We start from the raw sequence: 12,918 nt of genomic DNA, 5'->3' as shown, positions 1-12,918 counted from the left end.
GCGGGGCCCCCGGCGTCCGCCCGCAGGTCCGTACGCGCACCCGCTCCGGTCTCAGCCACCCTGGACCACCACCTTCCGCGTCGCGGACGCCTGCGCCAGCCGCCCGGCCCCCAACAGCACCACGACCCAGCCGAGCTGGAAGGCCAGCGCCGCTCCCGCCGCCCCGGCGCCCGAGTGCACCCCCAACAGCACGTCCATCGGCACCTGGAGCATCGCCGACCAGGGCAGCGCCCGGACCACCTCCCCGAAGACCCCCGGGAACACGGTCAGCGGCAGCACCACCCCCGAACAGAACATCGACACCAGCAGCTGCATCATGTTGACGCCGGACCCGTCGAGCAGCCAGAAGGCGCACAACCCCACCAGGTAGCGGAGCGCGAAGCTCACCACCAGCCCCAGCCACACCGACACCAGGAACAACAGCCACCGCCCCGGATCCGTGGGCAGCGCCAGATCGAAGGCCAGCGCCCCCACCACCGTCGGCGGCACCCCGCGGGCCAGCAGCTGGAAGGCCGCCCGCCCCAGATCGGCGGCCAGCCACCACAGCTGGAGATCGGCGGGCCGGTACAGGTCCACGGCGATGTCCCCGGTCCGGATCCGCTCCTGCATCTCCTCCTGGAAGCCCCCACCGATCAGGGCGCCCGCGGCCAGCAGGGACTGGGAGATCCACACGAAGGTCATCGCCTGCGCCTGGTCGTAGCCGCCCAGGCCGGGCCGCTGCTCCCACAGGGCGAGATAGGTGTAGGCCACGATGAAGCCGAAGACGGTGTTGGTGAACACCCCCGCGGCGGTGGCCGTGCCGTAGGTCGCATAGCGGCGGAAGCCTCCCACCGCCACGGCACCGTAGAGTTTCCATGACGCGTTCCGGTACGGGCGGGTGTCTGCGCGCACCCCCCTCACCACCCCTCATGATCACGAATCGGCGACGAAGCGGCCACGGACCGCTCCGGCGGGCAACCATTCGCGCGGGGCGGCCGTCTGAAACCGTGCTGCACCGAGCGTTCCCGTGCGCGGCCGGAGGACCGGGACCAAAGCGACCGAGCTTAGTGCGGCGGGGGAACCCGCGCGACCGAATGGGACCGGTGCGCCGCGTTACGGTGTTCCATCGCGCGCAGAACAGCAGGAACCAGCGAGAACCAGCAACAAAGCGCAAGAACCCGCAAGAACAGCACCAAAAGCACCACCAGCACGAACCCGTGGAAACAGTGGAATCGCCTGACCCGCGATGCGAGACGGCCGGCCGAGGAGTCCTGGAGACATGAGCGACGAGTCACCGAAGCAGGGTTGGACACCCCGCGACCCTGACGCGACCGCCTCACCCGCCGCCGCTCCGCAGAGCCCCAAGCAGGCCCGCAAGGCCGCGAAGGCCGAGCGGAAGGCCGCCCGGAAGGCGAAGCGGAAGGGCTGGCGCCGGATCTTCCCGACCTGGCGGATGCTGCTGGGCCTGTTCGTGCTGTGCGGACTGCTCGTCGGCGGTGCCCTCGTGGCCGGGTACCTGCTGGTGCAGATCCCCGCCGCGAACCAGGCCGCCACCGCCCAGAGCAACGTCTACCTCTACGCCGACGGCTCCACCCTGGCCCGGGACGGCGAGGTCAACCGGGTGAACGTGCCCCTGGCGCAGGTCCCCAAGACCGTTCAGGAGGCCGTGCTCGCCGCCGAGGACCGCGACTTCTACAAGGAGCGGGCCGTCGACCCCAAGGCCATGATCCGCGCGGCCTGGAACACCGCCACCGGCAAGGGCAAGCAGTCCGGCTCCACCATCACCCAGCAGTACGTGAAGAACTACTACCTGGGCCAGGAGCAGACCGTCGAGCGGAAGGCCAAGGAGTTCTTCATCGCGATCAAGCTCGGTCGCGAGTCCTCCAAGGAGGACATCCTCGAGGGCTACCTGAACACCAGCTACTTCGGGCGCAACGCCTACGGCATCCAGGCCGCCGCCCAGGCGTACTACGGCAAGGACGTCGGCAAGCTGAGCACCGCCGAGGGCGCCTACCTGGCCACCCTGCTCAACTCCCCCAGCCGCTTCGACGTGGTCGCGCACCCGCAGGAGCGCGGGGCCGCCACCGGCCGCTGGAACTACGTCCTCGACGGCATGGTCAAGCAGAAGTGGCTGGACCCGACCGAGCGCGCCACGATGAAGTTCCCCGAGCCCGGCAAGGTCCGCACCGCCGCCGGCCTGTCCGGACAGCGCGGCTACCTGGTCGAGGCCGTCAAGGACTACATCGTCGACAACAAGATCATCGACGAGAAGACCCTCGCCACGGGCGGCTACCGGATCACCACCACGATCGAGAAGGAGCGGCAGAACGACTTCGTCAAGGCCGTCCGCGACAAGGTGACCGAAGAGCTCGACCCCAAGAACAACAAGAAGGACCGCGTGGTCCGGGTCGGCGGCGCCTCCATCGACCCCGCCACCGGCAAGGTCGTCGCCATGTACGGCGGCATCGACTACACCAAGCAGTACGTCAACAACGCGACGCGCCGCGACTACCAGGTCGGCTCCACCTTCAAGCCCCTCGTCTTCGCCGCCGCCGTGCAGAACACCTCGTCCACCCAGGACGGCCGCCTGATCACCCCGAACACGATCTACAACGGCGACAACAAGACCCCCGTCCAGGGCTGGGAGGGCGAGCGCTACGCCCCCGAGAACGAGGACCAGGTCAGCTACGGCAACATCACCGTCCGCAAGGCCACCGAGAGCTCGGTGAACTCCGTGTACGCCCAGATGGCCGCGGACGTCGGCGCCGACAAGATCAAGGAGACGGCGTTCGCGATGGGCATCCCCAAGGACACCCCGTCCATGGGCGACGGCCCGGCGATCGCCCTCGGCACCGCCACCGCGAGCGTCCTCGACATGACCCAGGCGTACGCCACCCTCGCCGCGCACGGCGAGTACACCCCGTACACCCTGGTCACGAAGATCTCCAAGAAGGGGGACACGGTCCCGCTGCCCAAGCGGGATTCGGTCCGCGCGATCAGCCGCGAGGCCGCCGACACCACCACCTCCCTGCTCGTCAGCACCGTCGAGTCCGGCACCGCCCGCGCCGCCCTGAACTCCGGCCACCCGGCCGCGGGCAAGACCGGTACCGGCGAGAAGGACAAGTCGGCCCTGTTCGCCGCCTACACCCCCGACCTGGCCACCGTGGTCTCGATCATGGGTCAGGACCCGGACACCGGCGTCCACGAGGAGCTGTACGGGGCCCTCGGCGAGGCCCGCATCAACGGCGGCGGCTACCCGGGCCGCATCTGGGCCGCCTACACCAAGGCCGCCCTCCGCGACTCCGAGCCCGTCGAGTTCGACCTGGAGACCATGGTCAACTCCGCCCCGGTGGCCCCGCCGGACCCGACCCGCAGCGCCCCCGGCGGTGACGGCGGCACCGACGACGGCGGCACCACGGACGGCACCCGCGGCGGCAACGACAACGGCGGCCGCACCGAGGGCGGCACCGGCGGCAACGGCGGGAACCGCGGGGGCAACGACAACGGCGGCACCACGGGCGGCAACCGCGGCGGGACCGACAACGGCGGCACGACCGGCGGCAACCGCGGCGGCACCACCAACGGCGGGAACGACACCGGCGGCACCACGGGCGGCGGCGACACCGGTGGCACCGACGGCGGCGGAAACCCGGGCGGCACCGACGGCGGCACCGACAACGGCGGCGGGAACGGCACCGTGACCGGCGGCGGCACGGTCACCGGCGGCGGCGCCGGCGGTGACCAGGGCGGCATCGCCACCGAGGGCGGCACCACCCGCGGCACCGGGAACTGATCGGCCCGACCCCCGCCGGACCCGACCGGTCCGGCCCGCACCCCACGAAGGCCCCCCTACCCCGCGACCGGGGTCAGGGGGGCCTTTCGCCCGGGACCAAGGGCCCTTTGCCCCCGCCGCCCCCGTGTGAGAAGGTCGAACACGAGGCCGGAGAACGGCCTCCGGACGAGGGGTGCCGTACCCGGACGAGACAAGACGGTGCCAGGGAGTTTCACCATGGCCTGGCTCGTTCTCATCGTCTCCGGCGTCCTCGAAGCCGTCTGGGCGACCGCCCTCGGCAAATCCGAAGGCTTCAGCCGCCTCCTCCCCTCCGTGGTCTTCGGAGTGGGCCTCACCCTCAGCATGGCCGGACTGGCCTTCGCCCTGCGCACCCTGCCGGTGGGCACCGGATACGCCGTCTGGGTCGGCATCGGCGCCGTCCTCACCGTCGTCTACGGCATGGCCTTCGACGGCGAGGCCGTCTCCCTGGCCAAGGTGCTGCTGCTCGCGGGCATCGTGGGCTGCGTGATCGGCCTCAAGGCCCTGCACTGAGGCACTCGGGCAGTCGGGCACCGGAGCGCCGGGGCACGGACGCTCCGACGGAACCGGCCCGGCACGGGACGGCGAGCCACGCGCCGCGGCACGGCACGGCAATCGTGGGACGCAAAGCCAGGGGGCCGGTGACGGTCTTCGTCACCGGCCCCCCGGCACGTTCCGCGGGTCCGGGACCGCTACAGGTACAGCCCCGTGGAGTCCTCGGAGCCCTCCAGCCGCTCCGCGGCCACCGCGTGCAGGTCGCGCTCGCGCATCAGCACGTACGCCACCCCGCGGACCTCGACCTCGGCCCGGTCCTCGGGGTCGTACAGGACCCGGTCACCCGGCTCCACCGTGCGCACGTTCTGCCCGACGGCCACCACCTCGGCCCAGGACAACCGCTTGCCCACGGCCGCGGTCGCCGGGATCAGGATGCCGCCGCCGGAGCGCCGCTCGCCCTCGGGAGAGTCGGACCGGACGAGCACGCGGTCGTGCAGCATCCGGATGGGCAGCTTGTCGTGCGTGTTCTCGCTCACCCGGAAAACCTACCTGCCCGGGCCCCCGCAGGACCCCGGAGGGGCCGGAGAAGCCTCGGAACGGCCGCGCGCACCGCGGCCGCCTCAGCCCCGCCGGCGGCGGGAGGCCGTCAACAGGCCGAGCACGCCGACGGCCAGCAGGGCCACCGGCACGACGCGCTCCAGCCGGGGCCGGCCGTCCTCGTGCCGGAACCCGGCCTTCACGTCGGTCACGACGCGGTTGACCGCGACGAAGGCCCGGCCCGCCGTCTGGTCGACGGTCGAGGCCACTCGGGCCTTGGCGTCGCCGATGATCGTCTGGGGGTGCATGCGCACGCCGATCTCGTCGAGCGTCTCGGCGAGCTGCTCGCGCCTGCGGACGATGTCCGCCTCGATCTGCGCAGGGGTCCTGACTTCCGACACCGCGCTGCCTCCGTGGATGGTGTGTGGGCGTAGTCCGACCTGGACAGTCTGTCAGCTTACGCTCGTGAGGTACTGCACCCCCTATGAGGAGACCGCGAGAGATGAGCGAGCGACTGCAGCCCGGCGACACCGCCCCCGCCTTCACCCTGCCCGACGCCGACGGCAACGAGATCTCGCTGGCCGCCCACAAGGGCCGCAAGGTGATCGTCTACTTCTACCCCGCCGCCCTGACCCCCGGCTGCACCAAGCAGGCCTGCGACTTCACCGACAACCTCGACCTGCTGGCGGGCGCCGGGTACGACGTGATCGGCGTCTCCCCCGACAAGCCGGAGAAGCTGGCGAAGTTCCGTGACAAGGAGAACCTGAAGGTCACCCTGGTCGGAGACCCCGACAAGGAGGTCCTGACGGCGTACGGGGCCTACGGGGAGAAGAAGCTCTACGGCAAGACGGTGACGGGCGTCATCCGCTCCACCGTCGTCGTGGACGAGGAGGGCAAGGTCGAACGCGCCCTCTACAACGTCAAGGCCACCGGCCACGTAGCCAAGATCATCAAGGACCTGGGCATCTGACCCACCCGGAAGGGCCCGCACCGATCACGTTCGGTGCGGGCCTTCCACACACCCGGCGTGGCCATCGGACGATCGGCTCGTTGCTCCACCCGAGGGACCGCACGCGCGACCGGGAAGAGAACACCACGCCGGAAGGCCCGTACACCGAAGCCAGCCTCACCGAGGCGGCCCACACCTCACGCACCCTGAGCGAGGCCCTGCGGAAGCTGGGCGTGGACCCGAAGGGGCCGGCGCGGCGCCGGATCCGCGACCGGATGCGGAAGCTGGGCGTGGACACCGCCCACTTCGAGCGGGAGGGTGTGAGGTGGACGAAGGAGGTCCTGTCGGAGGCCGTGGCCGCGTCGACGAACATGTGCCAGGTCCTGCGGCATCTCGGCCTCGACGTCGTCGGCGGCCACCACACCCACATCAGCCGACGCGTCCGGGCCCTGGGGATCGACACCTCGCACTTCCGGCTGTCGTCGCCCGCCAAGCGGCAGCAGCCGAGGCGAACGCACGAGGGCGCTGCTGGTGAAGCAGGAGGGGCCGGGCCTGCGGCGGGCGCAGGGTGAGCGGTTGAAGCGGGCTCTCGTCCGGCTGGGGGTCGACGAGCGTTGCGTGACGTGCGGGACGGGGCCTACCTGGCGGGGGCGACCGCTCACGCTGGAGGTCGACCACATCGACGGGGACTGGCGTGACAACAGGCAGGAGAATCTACGTCTCCTGTGCCCGAACCGTCACTCCGTCACGGACACCCGGCGCGGCCGCTCCAAGAGGCGGGTCCGGTGACGGCGAAGGTCCGCGTGCGGCCCGGTCGACGTCCTCGCGCGAAGCCGGCGGGAGGGGTCCTGTCGGAGGCCGTCGCCGCGTCGCGGTCCTTGGCGGAGACGCTCCGTCGGCTCGGTCTGCCCGATACGGGAAGCACGCGTGCCGCGCTGAAGCGATGGATCGACGACGACGGTCTGGCCACGGCCCACTTCCTGGGCCGGGCGCACCGGGGCGGCACGCCCGGGCCGAGCTCCGTGCGGCCCGCGGCGGAGGTCCTGGTGGAGCGGCGGGACGGACGGCGCACCCGGACGCATCTGCTGCGGCGGGCTCTGAGCGAATCCGGCGTGCCGGACCGCTGTGCCGAGTGCGGGACCCCTCCCGTGTGGCTGGGCATGCCCATGACGCTGGAGGTCGACCACGTGAACGGGGACCGGTGTGACGACCGTATCGGGAATCTGCGGCTGCTGTGCCCCAACTGTCATGCCTCGACGAGCACTTGGTGCCGGGGCACCTCTCCCCGTCGATAGGGTCTCGCGGGATGGCCCACGGTCTCGTCGGGCGCAGTACAGTGTGGTGTGCTCGCGCCCGTGCGCCAACTGGTTGAGCGGCGATCTTTAGGTGGTCGTGTGTGTCGGTTCGAATCCGATCGGGCGTACCAGTGACCGGGGCCGGTCCTCCCTTCCGGGAGGACCGGCCCTTCGCGTGTCCCGTCCGTCCGTCAGCCGAGGAGTTCGCGGAGGTGCGGGAGGAGGGCCTGGAAGGCGTTGCCGCGGTGGGAGATGGCGTTCTTCTCCTCGCGGGTGAGTTCGGCGCAGGTGCGGGTGTCGTCCAGGGGCTGGAGGACGGGGTCGTAGCCGAAGCCGCCGGTGCCGGAGGGGGTGTGGCGGAGGGTGCCGAGGAGGCGGCCCTCGGCGACGCGCTCGGTGCCGTCGGGGAGGGCGAGGGCGACGGCGCAGTAGAAGTGGGCCGTGCGGTGGGGCGCGTCGATGTCGGAGAGCTGGGCGAGGAGCAGGTCCAGGTTGGCGCGGTCGTCGCCGTGGGTGCCGGCCCAGCGGGCGGAGAAGATGCCGGGGGCGCCGCCGAGGACGTCCACGCAGAGGCCGGAGTCGTCGGCGAGGGCGGGCAGGCCGGTGGCGCGGGCCAGGGCGTGGGCCTTGAGGAGGGCGTTCTCGGCGAAGGTGACGCCGGTTTCCTTGACGTCCGGGATCTCGGGGAACTCGTCCGCGCCGACCAGCTCGTAGGGCAGGTCGGCGGCGGACAGGATGGCGCGGAGTTCGGCGATCTTTCCCGCGTTGCGGGTGGCGAGGATCAGGCGGGTCATGCCCTCCAGTATCCCCGTGGCGGGTGCGGGGTCCGGCCGGGGTGCCGGGCCGGGGCCGGCAGCGGGGGCCGGTGTCGGGTCAGGGGGTGCAGACCTTCGTGAGTTCGGCGGCGGCGTCGGTGATGGGCGTGATGTCCGGGGTGGCGTCGCCGTTCCGGATCGAGTCGCGCACGTTCCCGACGCCGGTGGTGAGGGAGTCGACGGCCTTGCCCAGGTCGGTGTTGTCGGTCTGGTCGCCGATCTTCTTGAGGTTCTGCTCGATCCGGTCCAGGGCGTTCTGGGCGTCCTGGGGGCTGTTGTCGGCCTGGGAGACGGCCTGCTGGAGGTCGTTGACCCCGTCCGTGACGGCCACCGCGGTGTTGGCGCAGTCGAAGGCCGTGGAGACGGCATCGCACGCGGTCAGCACGGGCACGGCGAGGGCCGCGGCCAGGGCGAGTGCGGCCAGGCGGTGGTGCTTGGACATCGGTGGGTCCCCCCAGGTGTCGGACGCGGCCCCCGGACGCGGTTCGGCGGTGGGCCGGTGGGGGTCGGACCCGGTGTCCGGCCCGCTTCCGCGTGCGTGGACGGGCGCACGGTTTCGATGCCGTGCGCCCGTACCGGTGCAGACGCCGTGGGGGCGGGTTCCGGTTGCGTGCCGGCGGCGAGGGGGTCGCCGCGGTGGGGCGGGTGGCCGGACGGCCGGGCCGTCAGAGTTCCAGGGCCTGGCGCTGGAGCGCTTCGAGGTCGGCGCAGCCGCCGGCGGCGAGGTCGAGGAGGGCGTTGAGCTCCTTGCGGTCGAAGGGCTCGCCTTCGGCGGTGCCCTGGACCTCGACGAAGCGGCCGTCGCCGGTGCAGACGACGTTCATGTCGGTCTCGGCGCGGACGTCCTCCTCGTAGCAGAGGTCGAGGAGGGGGGTGCCGTCGACGATGCCGACGCTGACGGCGGCGACGGTGCCGGTGAGGGGCTTGCGGCCGGCCTTGATCAGCTTCTTCTGCTGTCCCCAGGCGACGGCGTCGGCGAGGGCGACGTAGGCGCCGGTGATGGCGGCGGTGCGGGTGCCGCCGTCGGCCTGGAGGACGTCGCAGTCGAGGACGATCGTGTTCTCGCCGAGGGCCTTGTAGTCGATGACGGCGCGCAGGGAGCGGCCGATGAGGCGGGAGATCTCGTGGGTGCGGCCGCCGATCTTGCCGCGGACGGATTCGCGGTCGCCGCGGGTGTTGGTGGAGCGGGGCAGCATCGAGTACTCGGAGGTGACCCAGCCCTCGCCGCTGCCCTTGCGCCAGCGGGGGACGCCCTCGGTGAAGGAGGCGGTGCAGAAGACCTTGGTGTCGCCGAAGGAGATGAGGACGGAGCCCTCTGCGTGCTTGCTCCAGTTCCGTTCGATGGTGACGGGGCGGAGCTGTTCGGGCGTACGGCCGTCGATGCGAGACATGCGGTCGAGCCTAAGGGATGGCGGGGTGGGCGGCGGGCGCGCGAAGACCCCGCCGCGGCGGGCCGGGCGGGGTCCTCGGGGTGCGTGGGCGCCGGGGCGCCGGAGCCGTGGGGCTCAGCTCACATCATGTCTTCGATCTCGGCGGCGATCGGGTCGGCGTCGGTGCCGATGACGACCTGGATCGCGGTGCCCATCTTGACGACGCCGTGGGCGCCGGCGGCCTTGAGGGCGGTCTCGTCGACGAGGGAGGGGTCGTTGACCTCGGTGCGGAGGCGGGTGATGCAGCCCTCGATCTCGTCGATGTTGTCGATTCCGCCGAGCCCGGCGACGATCTTCTCAGCCTTGGTGGCCATGTGTCTGTTCTCCCTGTTTCAAGGAACGTCTCGGCGGATTCGCCCCGGAGATGAGGTCCGCCGGTGAGTCCGCTTTGTCACGGTAACCCACGGTTGGCCCATCTTCGCGAGCGCGGCTCCGGCTTCTGCCGAATGATGACGATCACGGATCCCCGCCCTCTCGGGCGGATCCCCGCGACCGTATCGACAACTGGTCTACACCAGTGTGCATCAACCGGCAAAACGGGCCGTCAGGGAGGACGCCGATGAGCGCGAGCAGCGCCGCAGCAGTGCCCCAGCAGAAATGGTGGAACGGCCTGTTCCAGGGCCTCCAGAAGATGGGGCGGAGCCTCCAGCTGCCGATCGCGGTGCTGCCCGCCGCGGGCATCCTGAACCGGCTCGGCCAGCCGGACGTCTTCGGCAAGGACGGGCTGAACTGGACCAGCGTGGCCAAGGTCATGGCCGGCGCGGGCGGGGCCCTCCTCGACGCCGACCTCGGCCTGCCGCTGCTGTTCTGCATCGGCGTGGCCATCGGCATGGCGAAGAAGGCCGACGGCTCCACGGCCCTGGCCGCGGTGGCCGGCTTCCTCGTGTACCGCGGGGTGCTGCACGCCTTCCCCAAGTCCTGCGAGGACGGGGCCGCCGCGGTCAGCGTGGGCTGCCAGGCCACGGACGGCACGGTCTCGGCCTTCGGCTACCAGAATCCCGGGGTCTTCGGCGGCATCATCATGGGCCTGTTGGCCGCGTGGTTCTGGCAGCGCTACCACCGGGTGAAGCTGGTGGACTGGCTCGGCTTCTTCAACGGCCGCCGACTCGTCCCGATCATCATGTCCTTCGTCGCGATCGCCTTCGCCGCGCTCTGCCTGTGGATCTGGCCGCCGGTCGGCGACGCGCTGGAGAGCTTCTCGGACTGGCTGGTGGGCCTGGGCGCCTGGGGCGCGGGCATCTTCGGCGTGGCCAACCGCGCGCTGCTGGTGATCGGCCTGCACCAGTTCCTGAACGTGCCGGTGTGGTTCCAGTTCGGCAGCTACACCAAGCCGGACGGCACCACGGTGCACGGTGACATCAACATGTTCCTGGCGGGCGACCCGAACGCCGGTCTGTTCCTGACCGGCTTCTTCCCCATCATGATGTTCGCCCTCCCGGCGGCCGCGCTGGCGATCACGCACTGCGCGAAGCCGCGGCGCCGCAAGGAGGTCGGCGGCCTGATGCTCTCGGTGGGCCTCACGTCCTTCGTCACCGGCATCACGGAGCCGCTGGAGTACTCCTTCCTCTTCATCGCCCCGGCGCTGTACGCGATCCACGCGGTGCTGACCGGCGTGTCGATGGCCGTGAGCTGGGCCCTGGGCGCGAAGGACGGCTTCAGCTTCTCGGCCGGTCTGATCGACTACGTCATCAACTGGGGGCTGGCCACGAAGCCCTGGCTGCTCGTCCCGATCGGCCTGGCCTTCGCCCTCGTCTACTACGCGATCTTCCGCTTCGCCATCACCAAGTTCGACCTGAAGACCCCGGGTCGGGAGTCGGACGAGGAGATCGACCAGATGGAGCGGGACAACCTCAAGGCGTAGCGACCCGCAACACGCAGGCACCGCAAGGCGTGCCGGGCCTTTGGGCCCGGATCGGCAAGGCCCTCGGATCCTTCGGTCCGGGGGCCTTCGTCATGCCCGCGGGCGGCTTCCGGGGCGGCCGGCACGTGGTTCCGCTTCGGCCGTGGGGGCGGGGGTTCCGGGGCTTTGGACCCCGCCCGGGGAGTGTGGCGCAGACCACAGGAAAACGAAGGTTCCTTATCTAACCCTCACCGTGTTACAACTGGTCTACACCACCCATTGGTGTAGACCACGCGACCCACTCCGGGACCCGCGTACCCCCTTTTCTGAGACGTCGCCGTCCCCTTGCATGTCCTCCGGCGGCGCCTTGCCTACTGGAGGAAGTTGTGTCCACGGCTGCCGCCCCCGCGGCTGAGAAGAAGAAGGGCTCCGGCGCGATGGCTGTCATGCAGCGCATCGGCCGCAGCCTCATGCTGCCCGTCGCGGTGCTGCCCGCCGGGGCGCTCCTGCTGCGCCTGGGCGCCGGCGACATGCTCGGCGACAAGGACGTCTTCCCGGAGTTCATCGTCAAGATCGCCGGTTACATGGCGGCCGGCGGTGGCGCGATCCTCGACAACATGGCGCTGCTGTTCGCCGTCGGCATCGCGATCGGCTTCGCCAAGAAGTCCGACGGCTCCACGGCCCTCGCGGCCGTGACCGGTTACCTGGTCTTCCAGAAGGTGCTCGCCACCTTCACCGACAGCAACCTCCCGCAGGTCGCCTCGGTGGTCGACGGCAAGATCGTCATGAACGACGCGCCGGTCAACGCGGGTGTGCTCGGCGGTGTCGTGATGGGCATCATCGCGGCCCTGCTGTACCAGAAGTTCTACCGGACCAAGCTGCCGGACTGGGCGGGCTTCTTCGGTGGCCGCCGTCTGGTCCCGATCCTCTCCGCCCTCGCGGGTCTGGTCGCCGGTATCGTCTTCGGCCTGATCTGGCCGGTCCTCGGCACCGGTCTGCACAACTTCGGTGAGTGGCTGGTCGGCTCCGGCGCCGTGGGCGCGGGCATCTTCGGTGTCGCCAACCGCGGCCTGATCCCGATCGGCATGCACCACCTCCTGAACTCCTTCCCGTGGTTCCAGGCCGGTGAGTTCGACGGCAAGCACGGCGACATCGCCCGCTTCCTCGCCGGTGACCCGAGCGCCGGACAGTTCATGACCGGCTTCTTCCCGATCATGATGTTCGCCCTCCCGGCGGCCTGCCTCGCGATCGTGCACTGCGCCCGTCCCGAGCGCCGCAAGGTCGTCGGCGGCATGATGTTCTCGCTGGCCCTGACCTCCTTCGTCACCGGTGTCACCGAGCCGATCGAGTTCACCTTCATGTTCATCGCCCCGGTGCTCTACGCGATCCACGCGGTCCTGACCGGTGTGTCGATGGCGCTGACCTGGGCCCTGGGCATGCGGGACGGCTTCGGCTTCTCCGCCGGTCTGGTCGACTACCTGCTGAACCTCGGCATCGCCGAGAAGCCGCTGCTCCTCGCGGGTGTCGGTGTCTGCTTCGCGGTGGTCTACTACGTGGTCTTCCGCTTCGCGATCACCAAGTTCAACCTGCCGACGCCGGGCCGCGAGTCCGACGAGGAGCTCGCCGAGCTCCTCAAGGCCGAGGCCAAGTAAGGCCCCGCCAGCCCACGATTAGTCCGCCGAGCATCGGCCCGGCCATCATGCCGGTGGTGTTGGTGACGGAGCCGAGGGCGTTCGCGGCGGGCAGCTGCTCGGGCGGCAGCAGCTT

13 protein-coding genes, 1 tRNA gene, 2 pseudogenes and 1 riboswitch are annotated in these 12,918 nt (G+C 70.8%); of the genes and pseudogenes, 8 read left to right on the top strand and 8 right to left on the bottom strand.

Annotated features, from left to right (window positions below; genetic code table 11):
- Positions 1–51: 51 nt before the first annotated feature.
- Positions 52–831: an ABC transporter permease gene (locus ABTZ17_RS07280; protein WP_352194529.1), complete on the bottom strand. Its 780-nt coding sequence runs from the start codon at positions 829–831 to the stop codon at positions 52–54.
- A gap of 427 nt (positions 832–1,258) precedes the next feature.
- Here ABTZ17_RS07280 and ABTZ17_RS07275 point away from each other — a divergent pair, with 427 nt between their 5' ends.
- Together ABTZ17_RS07275 and ABTZ17_RS07270 are read left to right on the top strand one after the other, a co-directional pair.
- Complete coding sequence (locus tag ABTZ17_RS07275; protein WP_352194528.1) at positions 1,259–3,772, top strand: transglycosylase domain-containing protein; 2,514 nt, start codon at positions 1,259–1,261, stop codon at positions 3,770–3,772.
- Between the two features lie 140 nt (positions 3,773–3,912).
- Positions 3,913–3,977: riboswitch (guanidine-III (ykkC-III) riboswitch) on the top strand.
- Between the two features lie 11 nt (positions 3,978–3,988).
- Positions 3,989–4,303, top strand: coding sequence for a DMT family transporter (locus tag ABTZ17_RS07270; protein ID WP_352194527.1), 315 nt, complete (start codon positions 3,989–3,991; stop codon positions 4,301–4,303).
- A gap of 179 nt (positions 4,304–4,482) precedes the next feature.
- Here the strand turns inward: ABTZ17_RS07270 and ABTZ17_RS07265 are convergent, their stop codons facing one another.
- Both ABTZ17_RS07265 and ABTZ17_RS07260 read right to left on the bottom strand, forming a co-directional pair.
- Complete coding sequence (locus tag ABTZ17_RS07265; protein WP_352194526.1) at positions 4,483–4,821, bottom strand: GroES family chaperonin; 339 nt, start codon at positions 4,819–4,821, stop codon at positions 4,483–4,485.
- An 84-nt stretch (positions 4,822–4,905) separates the two neighbouring features.
- Positions 4,906–5,223 carry a DUF3618 domain-containing protein gene (locus tag ABTZ17_RS07260; RefSeq protein ID WP_352194525.1) on the bottom strand — a complete coding sequence of 106 codons (318 nt, stop codon included), beginning with the start codon at positions 5,221–5,223 and terminating at the stop codon, positions 4,906–4,908.
- A 101-nt stretch (positions 5,224–5,324) separates the two neighbouring features.
- Here ABTZ17_RS07260 and bcp point away from each other — a divergent pair, with 101 nt between their 5' ends.
- From bcp to ABTZ17_RS07240, 4 genes and pseudogenes are all read left to right on the top strand, one after another.
- Positions 5,325–5,792, top strand: a complete 468-nt coding sequence (gene bcp / locus ABTZ17_RS07255) for a thioredoxin-dependent thiol peroxidase (protein ID WP_352194524.1) — start codon at positions 5,325–5,327, stop codon at positions 5,790–5,792.
- A gap of 80 nt (positions 5,793–5,872) precedes the next feature.
- A pseudogene (locus tag ABTZ17_RS07250) lies at positions 5,873–6,560 on the top strand (HNH endonuclease signature motif containing protein).
- A complete protein-coding gene (locus ABTZ17_RS07245) occupies positions 6,497–7,066 on the top strand; it encodes an HNH endonuclease signature motif containing protein (RefSeq protein WP_352194523.1) in 570 nt (189 codons plus the stop codon). The pseudogene ABTZ17_RS07250 and the gene ABTZ17_RS07245 overlap by 64 nt, the downstream one beginning before the upstream one ends.
- A 54-nt stretch (positions 7,067–7,120) precedes the next feature.
- Positions 7,121–7,197: transfer RNA gene (locus ABTZ17_RS07240), tRNA-Leu, on the top strand.
- 60 nt (positions 7,198–7,257) lie between these two features.
- On the opposite strand, the gene rdgB is transcribed toward ABTZ17_RS07240, so the two are convergent.
- The 4 genes from rdgB to ABTZ17_RS07220 form a co-directional block, all read right to left on the bottom strand.
- Positions 7,258–7,860 carry an RdgB/HAM1 family non-canonical purine NTP pyrophosphatase gene (gene rdgB, locus ABTZ17_RS07235; protein ID WP_352194522.1) on the bottom strand — a complete coding sequence of 201 codons (603 nt, stop codon included), beginning with the start codon at positions 7,858–7,860 and terminating at the stop codon, positions 7,258–7,260.
- 79 nt (positions 7,861–7,939) lie between these two features.
- Positions 7,940–8,323, bottom strand: a complete 384-nt coding sequence (locus ABTZ17_RS07230; RefSeq protein WP_352194521.1) for a hypothetical protein — start codon at positions 8,321–8,323, stop codon at positions 7,940–7,942.
- 223 nt (positions 8,324–8,546) lie between these two features.
- Positions 8,547–9,272, bottom strand: coding sequence for a ribonuclease PH (gene rph, locus ABTZ17_RS07225; RefSeq protein ID WP_352194520.1), 726 nt, complete (start codon positions 9,270–9,272; stop codon positions 8,547–8,549).
- A gap of 119 nt (positions 9,273–9,391) precedes the next feature.
- Positions 9,392–9,625: a PTS sugar transporter subunit IIB gene (locus ABTZ17_RS07220; RefSeq protein WP_352194519.1), complete on the bottom strand. Its 234-nt coding sequence runs from the start codon at positions 9,623–9,625 to the stop codon at positions 9,392–9,394.
- A gap of 245 nt (positions 9,626–9,870) precedes the next feature.
- On the opposite strand from ABTZ17_RS07220, the gene ABTZ17_RS07215 reads away from it, so the two are divergent.
- Both ABTZ17_RS07215 and ABTZ17_RS07210 read left to right on the top strand, forming a co-directional pair.
- Positions 9,871–11,172, top strand: a complete 1,302-nt coding sequence (locus tag ABTZ17_RS07215; RefSeq protein WP_352194518.1) for a PTS transporter subunit EIIC — start codon at positions 9,871–9,873, stop codon at positions 11,170–11,172.
- Positions 11,173–11,588: 416 nt separating this feature from the next.
- Entirely contained in the window at positions 11,589–12,803 is a 1,215-nt protein-coding gene (locus ABTZ17_RS07210) for a PTS transporter subunit EIIC (RefSeq protein ID WP_352194578.1), read from the top strand.
- Between the two features lies 1 nt (position 12,804).
- On the opposite strand, the pseudogene ABTZ17_RS07205 reads toward ABTZ17_RS07210, so the two are convergent.
- Positions 12,805–12,918 (bottom strand): annotated as a pseudogene (locus ABTZ17_RS07205) (MFS transporter); the annotation flags it as partial.

This window comes from Streptomyces sp. NPDC097619 (genome assembly GCF_040302735.1).
Taxonomy (GTDB): Bacteria; Actinomycetota; Actinomycetes; order Streptomycetales; family Streptomycetaceae; genus Streptomyces.
The sequence above is the reverse complement of the archived record's forward strand: the minus strand, read 5'-3'. Positions and strand labels throughout refer to the sequence as shown.

Bases quoted from the DNA above. Each gene is read 5' to 3' on its own strand.
- ABTZ17_RS07275 (WP_352194528.1), top strand. From the start codon at position 1,259: ATGAGCGACGAGTCACCGAAGCAGGGTTGGACACCCCGCGACCCTGAC.
- ABTZ17_RS07270 (WP_352194527.1), top strand. From the start codon at position 3,989: ATGGCCTGGCTCGTTCTCATCGTCTCCGGCGTCCTCGAAGCCGTCTGG.
- bcp (WP_352194524.1), top strand. From the start codon at position 5,325: ATGAGCGAGCGACTGCAGCCCGGCGACACCGCCCCCGCCTTCACCCTG.
- rdgB (WP_352194522.1), bottom strand. From the start codon at position 7,860: ATGACCCGCCTGATCCTCGCCACCCGCAACGCGGGAAAGATCGCCGAA.
- ABTZ17_RS07230 (WP_352194521.1), bottom strand. From the start codon at position 8,323: ATGTCCAAGCACCACCGCCTGGCCGCACTCGCCCTGGCCGCGGCCCTC.
- rph (WP_352194520.1), bottom strand. From the start codon at position 9,272: ATGTCTCGCATCGACGGCCGTACGCCCGAACAGCTCCGCCCCGTCACC.
- ABTZ17_RS07220 (WP_352194519.1), bottom strand. From the start codon at position 9,625: ATGGCCACCAAGGCTGAGAAGATCGTCGCCGGGCTCGGCGGAATCGAC.
- ABTZ17_RS07215 (WP_352194518.1), top strand. From the start codon at position 9,871: ATGAGCGCGAGCAGCGCCGCAGCAGTGCCCCAGCAGAAATGGTGGAAC.
- ABTZ17_RS07210 (WP_352194578.1), top strand. From the start codon at position 11,589: ATGGCTGTCATGCAGCGCATCGGCCGCAGCCTCATGCTGCCCGTCGCG.